Source organism: Sphingobacterium ginsenosidimutans (genome assembly GCF_039536865.1).
Lineage (GTDB): Bacteria > Bacteroidota > Bacteroidia > Sphingobacteriales > Sphingobacteriaceae > Sphingobacterium > Sphingobacterium detergens.
This window is the reverse complement of sequence record NZ_BAAAZK010000007.1, coordinates 1,633,571-1,647,942: the sequence shown is the minus strand read 5'-3', so window position 1 is coordinate 1,647,942 and position 14,372 is coordinate 1,633,571. Positions and strand designations below refer to the sequence as shown.

Here is a 14,372-nt window from a genome sequence, read left to right as displayed (position 1 = left end):
AACCAATTATAAACCTAAATTATGATGCAACAAAGATAGTGTGTATTTTACACATATGCAAATGTTGTTTATTATTTTTAATGAATCGCTTAAATTTTGTAGCTAAAAAACTACAAACACTTTCTTGTTATGCCGTTAAAGCTCAATAAAAGCGGAGGGCCGGTAACCCATGACAGCATAAAAACTATTTGTAAAAGCCTGTACACTTTGGTACCCAACTTTGTAGGCAATCTGGGATATGGTCAGTTCACCTGTGCTTAATAATTCAAGACTTTTAATTATCCGCAACAATTGCTGGTATTTAACCAGTGTCATTCCCGTTTCCTTTTTAAATAATCGTTCGATCGTGCGCAGGGAAAGATTGGATAATAACGCAATTTCTTCCATCTTAATAGGATGGGTATAGTGGTCGTGTAGGTGATTTAAGACTATCTGTAATCTATTTTCACTCGGCAGCGTAATTTCTAGATGCAATAAGCGGGATCCGAAGGCGGGGAGTTCGTTAAGGAGTGCACGAAGGAAAATTGTTTCATGTTCATTTTCTTCCGTCAATTTTGACCATTTTTCGGCATATAGGATCATCTCTCTTAACACCTTCGGAGCAGCGAATATTTGAACCTTTTCGAAAAATGGATCTTCCTGTTCGATATCAAAAAAGACGATCATTAACTTGATACTCTCGGAATGTGAATTGGTCTTATGTAAAGCATTTGAGGGAACCCACGCCACATGATTCTGGGGGAGGAGGTACATTTTTCCCTCAACGGTGAGGTATTGAAAACCTTGCTCGACGTAAATCAACTGCGCCTTACGATGGGTATGTAACGCATCGTCGTGAACCCAATTTTCTTCGAACCAGACAAAATTAGATTTTTTTATATTATCAATTGTATCAATATGATTGGAACAGCCCATGTCGTTATAAATTAAATCAATGGCAAATTTAATTAAATAACTGAATATATCTTTGCAACAAATCATCTTGTAGGTGTATTCATCATGCGGTAATACCGTATACTAGTGGAAGGATCCATCCGCTAAACATTAGCTATTACACCCAAGAAATAAATAATTTATATGAATAATAATATGCAAAAATCAAACACTGTATCCTGGAGCTGGTTGTCTGTATTGGTTGTTATTTTAGTTTCAACGAATCTGAGATCGCCGATTACGGCTGTGGGGCCTGTTTTGGGGCAGATCAGTGACTATCTTACATTAGATAGCTTTCAAAGTAGTTTATTGACGGCAATTCCTCTTTTTATGTTTGCAAGTTGTTCGGTCCTGGTGAGTAAGTATTCCCACGTTCAGGGTATGCATCGTTTTTTGTTGTTTGGATTGATTGTCCTTGCTGTGGGCATCATTGTGCGGGTAGGGGGCGGTACAGCCTCTTTGTTTGTGGGATCCGTCATGATCGGCTTAGGAATCTGTGTGGGTAATGTTGTAGCTCCAGGATATATTAAGACCAGTTTTCCCAATAACATCGGGCTGATGACTGGTATTTTTGCTGTAGCGATGAACTTGACGGCAGCATTCGCATCAGGCTTTAGTCTACGTCTGGGGGAATGGACTGGCTTTGGATGGAGAGGTTCCCTGGGTGTTTGGGTAGTGTTGGCGATAGGATCGATTATTGCTGTTTTTTTTGACCAGTTACGTGGGCAGAAGAATGTTATTCCGGAGCAGAAAAAGCAAGTGCAGACTGGGATTGGGCATATTTTTAAATCCAGATTGGCTTGGTATATCAGTATATTTATGGGAATTCAATCATTGGTTTATTATAGTTTGATTTCCTGGTTGCCCAAGGTATTGGTCGATTATGGGATGGCTGCCAAAGACACCGGTTGGTTGTTGTTTTTGATCCAGATTGCAATGATCCCCATTATGTTTGTCGGGCCTATTATTGCGCACCGAATGAAAGATCAGCGACTGATGGCTGTTGCTGTTGCGGTGGGTATGTTGGGCAGCATTTTGATCTTCTTTTTATATAAGCTAGATGGGATCTATGTTGCAGCCATATTATTAGGGCTTTCCAATGGCCTGTCGTTTAGCCTTTCTATTCTCTTTTTTAGTTTAAGGGCAAAATCGACAGCGAATGCAATCAAAATTTCGGGAATGGCGCAATCAGTCGGGTATTTGATTGCTGCATTCGGCCCACCGATTTTTGGAAAATTGCATGAGATAGACCCATCCTGGAACTACTCCTTTTATTTTCTTGCGGCTAGTATTGTCCTGTTGTTATTGACAGGAATAAAAGCGGCAGAAAATAAATTCGTGGAAGAATCATAATCGCGTAAACAACATTTGGTAAATGCTAGCAGCCCCATTATTTTAAAATAATGGGGCTGCTGTCTATGTGGATAGCTTACTCATGAACCACTTGTTGATATTGTCAAGTTGGTTCACCTCGATTTAATCTTTTAAGATGTCAAATTCGATATAGGTCGCATTATTGACATCATGGAAAATGCGCTGTGTTGCTTTACGGAAGTCGGCTTTGGTCGCAGTATAGGGTTCCATAAATACCTGTGGATTCCGTTCCGCCAATGGGAACCAGGAATTTTGTAGCTGAACCATGATACGATGTCCTTTTTTAAAGGTGTGCGCAACATCCGGCATCACAAAATCTACTTTTTCCACGAGACCGGGAGTCAGCGCCTGTGGTTTGTCAAAGCCGTTTCTGTATTTTCCAGCCATGATTTCGCCTCTAACCATCATTTGGTATCCCGCCATTGTTTTTCCTTCAAAACTGGGGGCATCATTGGGATAAACGTCGATGAGTTTAACAACATAATCCGCATCGGTACCTGTTGATGATACTTTAAGGAAGTTTTTGATCGGGCCGACAATGGTAATGTCTTCGGTCAAAGCTGCTGTTTGGTAGACCATGACATCGGGGCGATTGGCGGCAAAACGTTGATCATCGACCATGTACTCGCGTGTACGGTTTTGGATGAGTCCGCCTTGATGCGGAACAGGTTTGTTGGGGTCCGTTACATATTCATCCCATGAATCCGTGCGTTGGACTTTCTCAAAACCAAGTTTGCCCTGTGGCTGAAAATAAAGTTTTTTTGTCTCGACATTTTTGGGTGGCCATTGTTCGAATTGCTTCCATTCATTACTCCCCGAAATAAAGATATTGGCCTCGGCAGCAGAGAAGCTACCTTCTTCTTTTAAGTAGTGACTGAAAAAGGGCTGTTCAAATTTTTCCTGATAGGTGATACTTGTTTTTTTCTCAAATTGAATGTCGCCCAAATGATCTCCTGCTGCGCGAACCCATCCACCGTGATACCAGGGACCCGCAACCAAAATCGAATTATTTGTTTTGCTTTTTTCTTCAATAGATTGATAGGTTTTAAATGTACCATAGGCATCTTCGGCATCAAAAAAACCGCCAACAACCATCACAGCTGGTTTGACATCTTGTAGATAATTGGTGATGACACGTGATTTCCAAAACTCATCGTAGTTGGGATGCTTAAAGAGGTCGTTCCAGAATTTGACCGAATCGCCAAAATACTTTTCTTTGAGCTCTTTGGCGGTTCCGCCTTCAAGGAAAAAATTATATTTATCGACCTCGTTGATCTGAATGTTACTTTTGAATTGATCGGGGGTTATCGGTTTTGGACGTGGCACACCAAATGTTGACATAAATGTGAAAGCATCCTGCAGGAATAATACACCATTGTGGTGAAAATCATCCCCAATAAACCAATCGGTCACCGGAGCCTGTGGCGAGACCGCTTTGAGGCTGGGATGGGTCTTGACTAGCCCCACTGTGGAGTAGAAACCCGGGTAGGAAATCCCATAGAGACCCGCTTTTCCATTGTAGTTCTTCACGTTTTTCTGTAGCCATTCGAGAGCGTCATAGGTGTCTGTGCTCTCGTCGATCGCTTTTTTATCTTTACTCAGGTTTGTTGGTCGAACATCTTCAAAATCACCTTCACTCATCCACTTTCCACGGACATCCTGATAGACAAAGATATAGCCGTCCCGCATCATCGATGGGAAGTTACCCAAACTTTTCTTGTACTCATTTTGGCCATAAGGCCCCACGGTATAAGGTGTTCGGTTTAATAAAATTGGATATTTCTTGGATTTATCTTTGGGGCTGTAGATTACGGTAAACAATTTCTTGCCATCTCGCATCGGAACCGTTACTTCGGTTTTCTCATAATAATCCCGAACATAAGCGGAATCTGTGGCAGTCTGTGCATGGAGCTGGCTCCCGGTTAACAATGCTAAAGCCAGAAACGAAATGGTAGTTTTCATTGAAATAATTATTTAGGAATGTTGATTTTTCATGGTTTACATAAACATCTTACAGTCGTTTAGCCTAAACTCACGACGGTTTCATCAATTATCAGCCTAAAGGTAACGCTCCCGAAGTCATTTTCCAATTTTATTGTCATATTTATATAGAATAGAAAAAGAAAAATTGACCAATTTTTTAGAAAGAATAACTTTTTTCGAATTGTATTTGGATTAGTTTTTTAATGTTAATATATTGAGTTAAATTAGTTATGATTATATTTTGTTTTCGCAACTATGATCGAATACCTTATATTTCAGTGAGATGGACGATATAAGCTCGGGCTGCTTATTCATTTCATCTCGTTTCTTTTGCCTTCGAATAGGCATCGAAACAGCAATTGTCATGATTTTATAAATAAAGTGACGATGGATATGAAATATGTTTTTTTAAGCTAATTTTAAGAATTATTTTATCATAAAACATCAATTAAATAACAATTTAAGTATATAGAATTAATATGGGACAACAAGTGAAAGATGCCAATGGTAAATTGGGGATTCTTATTCCGGGATTGGGTGCTGTGGCTACAACATTGATCGCTGGTGTGGCATCTATAAACAAAGGTTTTTCAAAACCAATAGGATCTGTTTCTCAATTGAGCAGAATCCGTTTAGGTAAGCGCACGGAGAATAGAAATCCTTTAATCAAGGATTTCGTCCCTTTGGCAAAGTTGGAAGATGTCGTTTTTGGTGGTTGGGACGTATATGAAGATAACGTATATGAAGCTGCTTCAAAAGCACAGGTGTTAGAACAAGGCCAACTTGATGCTGTAAAAGCTGAATTGGAAGCAATTCAACCAATGAAAGCTGTGTTTGATCGCAATTTTGTTAAAAATTTGGACGGCACGCACATCAAATCAGAGAAAACACGTCGCGAATTGGCTGATGCCGTACAACGTGATATTCGCGAATTTAAAGAAAAAAACGGCTTAGACCGTGTCGTATTAGTATGGTGTGGTTCTACTGAACGCTATATTGAAACAAACGAAGCTTTCTCAACAATTGCAAAATTAGAAGAGGCTTTGGATAATGACGATCAACGCATTCCGCCAAGCATGATCTATTGTTATGCGGCTATAAAAGAAGGCGCTCCTTATGTTAATGGTGCACCAAACTTGACATGTGACGTTCCTGCGATCGTTGAGTTAGCTCATGAATATGGTGTTGCAATTGCTGGAAAAGACTTCAAAACTGGTCAAACATTGATGAAAACAATTGTTGCTCCTGGTCTTCAGGCAAGAGCGCTTGGCGTTGAAGGTTGGTTCTCAACAAATATTTTAGGTAACCGTGATGGATTGGTATTGGATGATCCTGAAAACTTCAAAACGAAAGAAGTTTCTAAATTATCCGTATTGGAAGAAATCTTAGATGCGAAAAAGAATCCTGAACTATATGGTGATCTATACCATAAAGTACGTATCAATTACTATCCACCTCACGGGGACAACAAAGAATCTTGGGATAACATCGATATCTTTGGTTGGTTAGGTTACAAAATGCAAATTAAGATTAATTTCTTATGTAGGGATTCAATTTTAGCGGCTCCGGTTGCATTGGATTTGGCATTATTTATTGATTTGGCGCAACGTGCTGGCATGTCAGGTATCCAAGAGTGGTTATCATTCTACTTGAAATCCCCACAAACTGCACCAGGTTTACCTCCTGAGCATGATATCTTCAAACAATTAATGAAGTTGCAAAATACCTTGCGTCATATTATGGGCGAGGATTTGATTACGCACTTGGGATTAGATTATTACCAAGAGTTAGTAGACAGTATTCAATAAATTACCTTTATAAAAAGGGGAATAATTGCTTCGGGCAGTTCTTCCCCTTTTTCTTCGGGACAATTATTACATGAACTTGTATAACCCGCTCTATTTAGAGATGATGGAGGGGGCTATCAAGCAATTGTCCGGAAATAACCCGCTGTAAATTTTTGCGTTTGCAAACGTTAAGATCGTGACAGGGGTTTTACTTTTTTAATGAATGATTTTATTTTGCAATTAGAAGGAATGGAATTTGCTATCATTGCGGCGGGAGAAGGATCTCGATTGCGAAAAGAAGGCTTTAATTTGCCTAAGCCCCTGCTACCTTTACATGGTGTTCCATTAATTGAACGATTGATTCGTGTCTTTGCTAAAGAAGGTGCGCAACAAGTGCACGTTATTATCAACAGACAATCACCTGAATTGAAGACATTTTTAACGCATACAGCATTCGAGCTTCCTATCGTCCTGATCGAGGAGGATACACCAAGCTCCCTACATAGTTTTGCCTTATTGGTCGAAAGCAATCCAGATTGGACCTCCTGTTGTCTGACAACCACAGATACTGTTTTTAGACCCCATGAATTTCACGAATACCTAACAGCTTTCCAACAAAAGGAAAATGCAGACGCTTTTATGGCTGTCACACCATTTGTCGATGACGAGAGCCCGCTTTATGTGAACACAGATCAGGAGCTAAAGGTGGAAGCATTTTTAGATCAGGCTACAGCGGAAACAAAATTTGTTTCAGGGGGTATTTATTGCTTTCGTAAAGCGGCAATGTGCTGTGCATTAAGTTCCGTTGCGGCAGGAAATTCCAGAATGCGTAACTTTCAACGTGCGCTTTTGGAAAACGATTTGCATGTTGAGGCATTTGTGTTTGAAAAAGTAGTCGATATCGACCACTTGAAAGACCGTGTTGTAGCGGAACAGTTTTTGAGTGAGGAAGTTAGTTAGTAAAATGAGCGAAATGATTTCTATTTTAGGCGTGACGCGTAAAAACCGTTTTTCTCCCAATCATGTGGGGAATGACGCTGCAATATTTAATGAAGTTGTGCTAAAATTGACCGAGCAAGGTGCGTCAGTTGAAATTTGTAATGAAGACGAGTTCTTAGCTTTGGATGCTATCAAACAGAAGAATGTTCTGACAATGGGAAGAACAAAGACTTTGGTTAAGAAGCTGCAATCCCTTCAAAATAATGGTGTTAATGTATTGAATTCAGGTTTCGGTATTGAAAGCTGTTTTCGGAAAAATATGACGCTTAAGTTGCTGGAAGGGGGGATTCCCTATCCGAAGAGTATCGTCATTTCAACGGTCGCAGACATACAGGCTATTTTTGAGAAACTGAAAGGAAAGGGTGTCTGGATCAAACGAGGTGACTTCCATGCAATCCATAAGGAAGACGTCACTTTTGCCGCCAGTCTCAAAGAAGCACAGCATATCCTAAACGAATATGCGCTCCGGGGGATTAAGGAAGCCGTTATCTCTGAGCATCTGGCAGGAGATCTATTAAAGTTTTATGCGGTTAGGGATACCGATTTCTTTTTCTACTTTTATCCCTATGAACATAATCATCATAAGTACGATTTGTACGAACAGATCAATGATGAAGTTGTCCATTTTCCATTTGATTTGGCTAATTTAAAGCAAGTAGCCAATCGTGCAGCGGAAGTACTGGATGTCCATATCTATGGCGGTGATGTGATTATTGATGCAAATGGAGATTTTCATATTATTGATCTAAATGATTGGCCCAGTTTTGCTCCTTGTCGGGCAGAAGCAGCTGAAGCCATTGCGCAAATGGTTTACCATAAATTTATTGAAAAGAACCACAATGCAGAGAGAACAAGTTAATGTAATCGAAGAAGAGAATTTGAGTGCATTCGAACAATCTTTAAAATCCAACGATACAGAAGAGAAAATAGATATTTGGTTTTATAGACCAATTGGTTTTCGTATTGCACAGGTATGTGCTAAAATTGGGATTACACCCAATGCTGTAACAATCATAAGTATTTTCTTTGGTGTTGCGGCCGGTATTTTATTTTATTACCAAGAACTATGGATTAATGTGATCGGAATGCTGTTGTTGGTCTTTGCAAACTCTTTGGATAGTGCAGATGGACAGTTGGCCCGGATGACAGATAATAAAAGTCGCTTTGGTCGCATTTTGGACGGCTTTGCGGGCGATTTTTGGTTTGCTTCCATCCATATTGCCATCTGTTTGCGCAGTATCAATGAAGGCTGGCCGGAATGGTTGTGGGTATTTTGTATCCTTGCTGGGGTGTCCCATATGTTGCAATCTGCAATGGCTGACTATTACCGCAATGTCCACCTCTTTTTTATCAAAGGTAAGGCAGGAAGCGAATTGGATAATACGCGTGATTTGAAAGTCGATTACGATGCCTTATCCTGGCGGAAGAACTTTTTTAGCAAGTTTGTGTTGAATGGTTATAGGGGCTACACCCGAAATCAGGAAAAGCTATCCCCAAAATTGCAGAAGTTATTGCATATCGTCAAATCCCGATACAAAGATGATTTGCCCCAACAATTGATGGTTGATTTCAGAATGAAAAATAAACCATTGATGAAGTACACCAACATTGTGCAGTTCAATACACGGGTAATCTTCCTTTTTGTTTGGTTGTTTATCGGTCAACCGTGGATTTACTTTTTCTTTGATATGTTTGTTTTAAACCCGATCTTAATCTATATGTGTAATAGACAGGAAAAGGTAAGTGGTTATTTTGTTGATAAATTAACAAACGATCCAACTTATGGGGAGTAAAATCTATAAAGTACTCTTTATGCTGATTGGTATAGGCACCTTGGCCTATATGATTCATGCAATGGGGGTTCAGGAGATTTGGACGAATCTGGAGAAAATTGGTTGGTGGTTTTTGCCGGTATTGGGTAGCTGGGCTGTTCTTTACTGGATGAATGCCATGGCTTTTAAAGCGATTATTCAGGAGCCGCAATTGCCGCAGACCAATGTTCCTTTCTGGAAAGTTTTGCAATTAACGGTGTCTGGTTATGCCATTAATTACATTACGCCATTTGTGGCGCTAGGGGGAGAACCTTACCGCATTATCGAACTGAAAAATTATGTTGGCGGTTCAAAAGCAGGATCATCCGTTCTGTTATATGGTGTTATGCACATTCTATCCCATATTTTATTTTGGGTGGTATCTGTTTTCCTGATTCTATGGTTTGTACCGGCGAGTACCCTGGTTGATGTTGCCTGTGCCGTAATTTTTGTTATGGCTATTGTATGTACCTGGTTATTTACAAAATTCTATAAAAAAGGAATTACAGTTTCTTTATTAAAGACCCTGTCGCGCTTGCCCTTAGTTGGAAAGAAAATCAATAATCTGCTGGAGGCAAAGTTCGAAACATTGAACGATGTTGACCAACAGGTGAAGAATCTATTTCAAAATCGTAGAGACCGATTTTATACAGCTCTCCTCTGGGAATTTGTTGCCCGGGTAGTCGGCTGTTTTGAAATCTATTTTATCGGCCTGGCACTGGATATCAACATTGATTTTATTGATGCGATGATCATTAGTTCCGGATCCTCGCTATTTGCTAATTTGGTGTTTTTCTTCCCAATGCAATTAGGGACTCGTGAAGGTGGTTTGGCGATGGCTGTGATGAGCATAGGCCTGCCTGCTTCGGTCGGTATTTTTATGGGGATTGTGACAAGGATCAGAGAGATTGTTTGGATTATGATTGGTTTAGGTTGGATGAGTTTAGTTAAAAAGAAATAGCAATGGATAAGTTTATAATTAAGGGAATCATTTTTGATTACGGAGGTACATTAGATACGAATGGGGGACATTGGGGGGCAGTGATATGGTCCGGTTACGAAAAATATCAAGTTCCGGTTAACCTGAATTCCTTTCAAGAAGCCTACGCCTACGCCGAACGTCAAATGGCGATTCAGCCGATTATCAAACCAGATTTTAATTTCCTGGAAGTACTTGAAGCGAAATTGAAAGTACAGTTTGAATATCTTATTGCCGCCGGCTATGATCTGGATATGCAATTGGCTGATAAAATCGCATTTGACGGTTATTCTCTTGCCAAAGATACTGTTGCACAGGTAAAGCCATTATTGGCCGTTATGGGCGATCAATATCCCATTGTGATGGTATCCAACTTCTATGGAAATCTAAAAGCTGTATTGGCTGATTTTGGAATTTTATCCTATTTTAAAGCGGTTGTTGAGTCTGCGGTAGTGGGAGTACGTAAACCAGATCCTGCAATTTATGCGCTTGGTGTCGAGGCGATGGGTTTGCCTGCTGCTGAGATCTTAGTCGTGGGTGATTCCTATAGTAAGGATATGGCGCCAGCAAAGGCTGTCGGTTGTCAGACGCTATGGCTGAAAGGACAGACTTGGGGAGAAGATAAACTACAGGATACTTCTGCCGCAGATAAACAATTTAGTACCATCTTTGATCTCAAGGATTTTGTTTAATCAGGCTTTTTGCCTAAATTCTTTAGGCGATATGCCTACATTTCGCTTAAAGAATTTTCCAAAAAAAGACTGATCTGAGAAATGTAACTGTTTCGCGATTTCTCCGATCGATAGCCCTTGACGGAGCAAACATTTAGCCTCTTCCACCAAAACATTCTGAATCAATTCTATTGCCGGCTTTCCGGTGAGTTCTTTCGTGATCACCGAGAGGTGTTTGGGTGTAATACCTAATTCTGAAGCGTAAAACTGTACCATATGTTCCCGACGGAAAGATTGTTTTAATAGCAAGTAGAAATTGGCCAATATTTCCCTTTTCCGTGAAGGTACCACGGGAATATTTTTTATGTTTTGGCTGGCTAAACGCGCGATCTCGCAAAACAGCACTTCCGTCAGCGACTTGATAATCTGTGGCTTGAAAATATAGTCCCCACTTTGCTTGTCGTAATGAATAAACTGCTTGAATAGGTTAGACAGGTTTGCGGCATCGGGTGCCGAAAGTGAAAAAATGTGATTGCTATCCAATGCGAGCGACTTTTTTGTGAAGTCAAAAAAGTCTTTTTGAAATTCCAATTTAAACGTAAAATCTATACTAAAGAAAATCAGATAGACTTCACAGTCCCAAGATTTGGTGACAGATGCTCCATTGACTTTCGACGAGGGATGAGTCAAGAGCAGATGATGCTGTCCAACTTGTACCCGTTCGTCATTTATAATAAAAGAGGTTTCCCCCTTTTTTATTAGGCAGAGTGAATAAAGGCTCTTGTTCGCCAATATATGTTGTTGCTGTGGGCTGAAGACCGGTTTGGATTTGTTTCCTTTGATGTGAAAAGCGAAAAAATCTCTGTTGTCAATGAGTTTATCGATAGAGGACATGCTTACTTTACAATAAAATCAAAATATGTTTTACGATAGGGTTCATCCTTTAAGGTATAGTGCCACCATTCCTTATCGTAGGCCTTAAACCCAAATTTAGCCATAGCCTCCCGTAGTATCCTGCGGTTTTCCTTTTGTTTTGCAGTTAGTTTGGTATAGTTATGATGAGAGACGGCACCAAAGAAATCAAAAGGACCGCCCATATCTATTTCTTTGTGATCTTTAAGACTGACCAATGTTAAATCGACTGTACTACCGCGACTATGTCCTGATTTGGTCGCAATAAAACCGAGTTTAAATAAGTTTTTCTTATCTAGCTCTGGATAGAACTCCCGCTTAGCGATCGTATCTTGGGTGGCCAGTGACCAGGCTTTAAAATGATCAACTGCGCGTTGCGGGCGATAGGCATCAAAAATTTTTAATGCCAAGCCTTGATTGTTTAGATGTTGTTCAACTTGCTGTAAGGCCAATGCGGCACGCTTCGTCAGGATCGCAACAGGTTTTTCGTAGCCACGGATAGGTTTTCCTGTAAAATTGTGGCTTCCAAAATAACGTATTTCGAGGGTAATTGTCGGGATGAATTCTTTTACGTAAACGAAGTTTGCTGGCATCTTTTGTTGGGCTTTCGTTTGGAAGGCAAAAAAAGCAAGACAAATGGATAGACAGAAGTTGAGTTTCATAGGATGAAGATACAAATTTGATGCTCAATTCTAGCATTCGGCTATGCGCTTAAAACGTAATGCAAACAATAACAAGAAGATGAATAAGAAAAGCCTCAGGAAATGAATGCCTGAGGCTTGTCAGAAATCGGACTTAATGATCTGTTATTTTTCTTTTTAAATAGTTGTAGATCTCAATCTGCGAGCGGCAAGGCTCCTTTTTATTTTCGACGTAGTGGTTGCTTAGGGAGTTGTTCAGAATGCGAGCTTTAACATTATCGGTTAGTTGAATGTAAAGCATTTCCTTTAAATCTTCCTTGATTTTTTTACTGGTGATTTTTACAGCAGCTTCAATACGATGATCTAAATTTCGGGTCATCCAATCCGCCGAGGAGATATACATTAATTCTTTACCGGCATTGTAAAAATACATGACTCGGGCATGTTCTAGATATTCGTCGACAATTGAAATTGCATTCATCGGAGATTTAAATGTTTTCTGGTTTGTCGCACAATAGATCCCACGGATGATAAGGTCTATTTTAACTCCAGCTGTTGCAGCATCATAAAGCTTTTTAATCATATCTTTATCACTCAGCGAGTTTACTTTGACAATGATCGCTGCTTTTCGACCAGCCTTAGCTTCTGCGATTTCCAGATCGATAAAATGCAGCAATTCCCTGCGCATATCAATTGGACAGATCAATAAGCTTTTACAGTTTTTGATCATCTCAGCGGGGTCTGATTTTGGTCTTCTGAGGTAATTGAAGACTTTATTAATATCCGCAATGACATCTCTATTGCTCGTCAACAAGCAGTAGTCCCCATATAATTTGGCCGTTTTTTCATTGATATTACCGGTGCTGACAAAGCCATATTGAATTGTTTTTGCGCCAGTCCGCTTTTTGATGACACATAATTTGGCATGTACCTTTTTATTGGGAATTCCCGTTAGGACCTTGATGCCTTCCAATTCAAGTTTTTCTTTCCAGTCCAGATTATTCTCCTCATCAAATCGCGCCCGCAGTTCAAGCATGACCGTTACTTCCTTGCCATTCCGGGCAGCGTTTATCAATGCATTGGCGACTTTGGAATTCGAAGCTAAGCGATAGGCTGTAATCTGTATGGTTTTCACATCCGGATCCATTGCTGCTTCACGTAGCAGGTCAATGATAGGCCGAAACTCATGATAAGGAAAGGAGAGCAGAACATCTTTCTTCAAAACTGTATCGGTGACCCGTTCATAATTCTGAAAATAGGGATGTGGAAATGAAGTTCTCTCCTGTGGTTGGTGATAGGACTTAAACACATTCGGGAAGTCCATAAAATGCTTGAAATTATGGATCTTTTGTCCAGGTATGATACTATCTTTTTTGGATAGGTTGAGTTTTTTGATCAGAAACTCGACGAGTTTTGGATCCATATCCTGATCAAAGATAAAACGGGTCGGTTTACCTTTCCGTCTATTTTTGACGCCTTTGCTTATCTTCTCAACCAGCGTTGTATTGATGTCGTTATCGATATCGAATTCTGCATCTTTCGTGACCTTAAACACATGTGCATGGAATACATCGAAACCGAAATACGAAAATATCAATGGAAGATTGAACTTAATGACATCTTCGAGAAGAATAATATGTTTTTCATCCTTTGGTGCCGGCAATTGGACGAAGCGTCCGTTCTGGCTAGTGGGAATTTCAATTAGTGCAAACTTAGTTTCGTATTGCCATTCGCTTTTTCCCATGGCGATACCTAAATAGAGGCTCTTGTCACGGATATACGGCATTGGGCGAACATCATCTAGAATTAACGGAATGACATTCGACTCCACATCATCCTGATAATACTCACTGACAAACTGCTGTTGCTCCGGACTAAGCTCCTCACTCGTCTTGATAAAGACGTTTTGCTTGGCCATATCCTTTTGGATACGGTTCCAGGTGTTATCAAATTTCTTTTGTTGTTTGATTACCCGAATATTGAGTTCTTCTAAAATTAATTGCGGATCTTCATAAAAGGATTGATTGGCACTTTTGTCCTTGAGGTCTATGGCACGTTTGAGCCCTGCCACACGTACACGAAAAAATTCGTCCAGGTTATTGGAAAATATACCTAAAAATTTGATCCTTAAGGGCAAAGGTACAGTCTCATCTGCAGCCTCTTGTAATACCCTGCCATTAAAGCTCAACCAACTGATATCTCTAGGAATAAATCTTTTCGCCATAGCTAAATATACATAAATTTAAGAAGCAAAACTATAGGTATAGGCGCGATAAACGAAC

At 40.0% G+C, this 14,372-nt stretch carries 12 protein-coding genes; 7 read left to right on the top strand and 5 right to left on the bottom strand.

Annotation, left to right across the window (positions count from 1 at the left end):
* Positions 1 to 135: 135 nt before the first annotated feature.
* Positions 136 to 981 carry a helix-turn-helix domain-containing protein gene (locus ABFX33_RS19315; RefSeq protein WP_346087575.1) on the bottom strand — a complete coding sequence of 282 codons (846 nt, stop codon included), beginning with the start codon at positions 979 to 981 and terminating at the stop codon, positions 136 to 138.
* A 96-nt stretch (positions 982 to 1,077) separates the two neighbouring features.
* Here ABFX33_RS19315 and ABFX33_RS19310 point away from each other — a divergent pair, with 96 nt between their 5' ends.
* Positions 1,078 to 2,286, top strand: a complete 1,209-nt coding sequence (locus ABFX33_RS19310) for a CynX/NimT family MFS transporter (RefSeq protein WP_346087574.1) — start codon at positions 1,078 to 1,080, stop codon at positions 2,284 to 2,286.
* Between the two features lie 123 nt (positions 2,287 to 2,409).
* On the opposite strand, the gene ABFX33_RS19305 is transcribed toward ABFX33_RS19310, so the two are convergent.
* On the bottom strand, positions 2,410 to 4,269 hold the full coding sequence (locus ABFX33_RS19305) for a CocE/NonD family hydrolase (protein WP_346087572.1): 1,860 nt from the start codon (positions 4,267 to 4,269) through the stop codon (positions 2,410 to 2,412).
* A 500-nt stretch (positions 4,270 to 4,769) separates the two neighbouring features.
* Here ABFX33_RS19305 and ABFX33_RS19300 point away from each other — a divergent pair, with 500 nt between their 5' ends.
* From ABFX33_RS19300 to ABFX33_RS19275, 6 genes are all read left to right on the top strand, one after another.
* Entirely contained in the window at positions 4,770 to 6,098 is a 1,329-nt protein-coding gene (locus tag ABFX33_RS19300; RefSeq protein ID WP_120260811.1) for an inositol-3-phosphate synthase, read from the top strand.
* A 198-nt stretch (positions 6,099 to 6,296) separates the two neighbouring features.
* A complete protein-coding gene (locus tag ABFX33_RS19295) occupies positions 6,297 to 7,037 on the top strand; it encodes a nucleotidyltransferase family protein (RefSeq protein WP_346087570.1) in 741 nt (246 codons plus the stop codon).
* A 13-nt stretch (positions 7,038 to 7,050) separates the two neighbouring features.
* Positions 7,051 to 7,935 carry an ATP-grasp domain-containing protein gene (locus ABFX33_RS19290; RefSeq protein ID WP_346087569.1) on the top strand — a complete coding sequence of 295 codons (885 nt, stop codon included), beginning with the start codon at positions 7,051 to 7,053 and terminating at the stop codon, positions 7,933 to 7,935.
* Positions 7,916 to 8,869, top strand: coding sequence for a CDP-alcohol phosphatidyltransferase family protein (locus tag ABFX33_RS19285; protein ID WP_346087567.1), 954 nt, complete (start codon positions 7,916 to 7,918; stop codon positions 8,867 to 8,869). The genes ABFX33_RS19290 and ABFX33_RS19285 overlap by 20 nt, the downstream gene beginning before the upstream one ends.
* Positions 8,859 to 9,848, top strand: coding sequence for a lysylphosphatidylglycerol synthase transmembrane domain-containing protein (locus ABFX33_RS19280; protein ID WP_346087565.1), 990 nt, complete (start codon positions 8,859 to 8,861; stop codon positions 9,846 to 9,848). The genes ABFX33_RS19285 and ABFX33_RS19280 overlap by 11 nt, the downstream gene beginning before the upstream one ends.
* A gap of 2 nt (positions 9,849 to 9,850) precedes the next feature.
* On the top strand, positions 9,851 to 10,558 hold the full coding sequence (locus ABFX33_RS19275) for an HAD family hydrolase (protein ID WP_346087564.1): 708 nt from the start codon (positions 9,851 to 9,853) through the stop codon (positions 10,556 to 10,558).
* Here ABFX33_RS19275 and ABFX33_RS19270 read toward each other — a convergent pair whose 3' ends face one another.
* The 3 genes from ABFX33_RS19270 to ppk1 form a co-directional block, all read right to left on the bottom strand.
* Positions 10,559 to 11,431, bottom strand: coding sequence for a helix-turn-helix domain-containing protein (locus ABFX33_RS19270; RefSeq protein WP_346087562.1), 873 nt, complete (start codon positions 11,429 to 11,431; stop codon positions 10,559 to 10,561). It abuts the gene before it with no gap.
* Between the two features lie 2 nt (positions 11,432 to 11,433).
* Positions 11,434 to 12,042 carry a M15 family metallopeptidase gene (locus ABFX33_RS19265; RefSeq protein WP_257091735.1) on the bottom strand — a complete coding sequence of 203 codons (609 nt, stop codon included), beginning with the start codon at positions 12,040 to 12,042 and terminating at the stop codon, positions 11,434 to 11,436.
* 202 nt (positions 12,043 to 12,244) lie between these two features.
* A complete protein-coding gene (ppk1, locus tag ABFX33_RS19260) occupies positions 12,245 to 14,314 on the bottom strand; it encodes a polyphosphate kinase 1 (RefSeq protein ID WP_346087560.1) in 2,070 nt (689 codons plus the stop codon).
* Positions 14,315 to 14,372: the final 58 nt, after the last annotated feature.

Bases quoted from the DNA above. Each gene is read 5' to 3' on its own strand.
- ABFX33_RS19315 (WP_346087575.1), bottom strand. From the start codon at position 981: ATGATTTGTTGCAAAGATATATTCAGTTATTTAATTAAATTTGCCATT.
- ABFX33_RS19310 (WP_346087574.1), top strand. From the start codon at position 1,078: ATGAATAATAATATGCAAAAATCAAACACTGTATCCTGGAGCTGGTTG.
- ABFX33_RS19305 (WP_346087572.1), bottom strand. From the start codon at position 4,269: ATGAAAACTACCATTTCGTTTCTGGCTTTAGCATTGTTAACCGGGAGC.
- ABFX33_RS19300 (WP_120260811.1), top strand. From the start codon at position 4,770: ATGGGACAACAAGTGAAAGATGCCAATGGTAAATTGGGGATTCTTATT.
- ABFX33_RS19295 (WP_346087570.1), top strand. From the start codon at position 6,297: ATGAATGATTTTATTTTGCAATTAGAAGGAATGGAATTTGCTATCATT.
- ABFX33_RS19290 (WP_346087569.1), top strand. From the start codon at position 7,051: ATGATTTCTATTTTAGGCGTGACGCGTAAAAACCGTTTTTCTCCCAAT.
- ABFX33_RS19285 (WP_346087567.1), top strand. From the start codon at position 7,916: ATGCAGAGAGAACAAGTTAATGTAATCGAAGAAGAGAATTTGAGTGCA.
- ABFX33_RS19280 (WP_346087565.1), top strand. From the start codon at position 8,859: ATGGGGAGTAAAATCTATAAAGTACTCTTTATGCTGATTGGTATAGGC.
- ABFX33_RS19275 (WP_346087564.1), top strand. From the start codon at position 9,851: ATGGATAAGTTTATAATTAAGGGAATCATTTTTGATTACGGAGGTACA.
- ABFX33_RS19270 (WP_346087562.1), bottom strand. From the start codon at position 11,431: ATGTCCTCTATCGATAAACTCATTGACAACAGAGATTTTTTCGCTTTT.
- ABFX33_RS19265 (WP_257091735.1), bottom strand. From the start codon at position 12,042: ATGCCAGCAAACTTCGTTTACGTAAAAGAATTCATCCCGACAATTACC.
- ppk1 (WP_346087560.1), bottom strand. From the start codon at position 14,314: ATGGCGAAAAGATTTATTCCTAGAGATATCAGTTGGTTGAGCTTTAAT.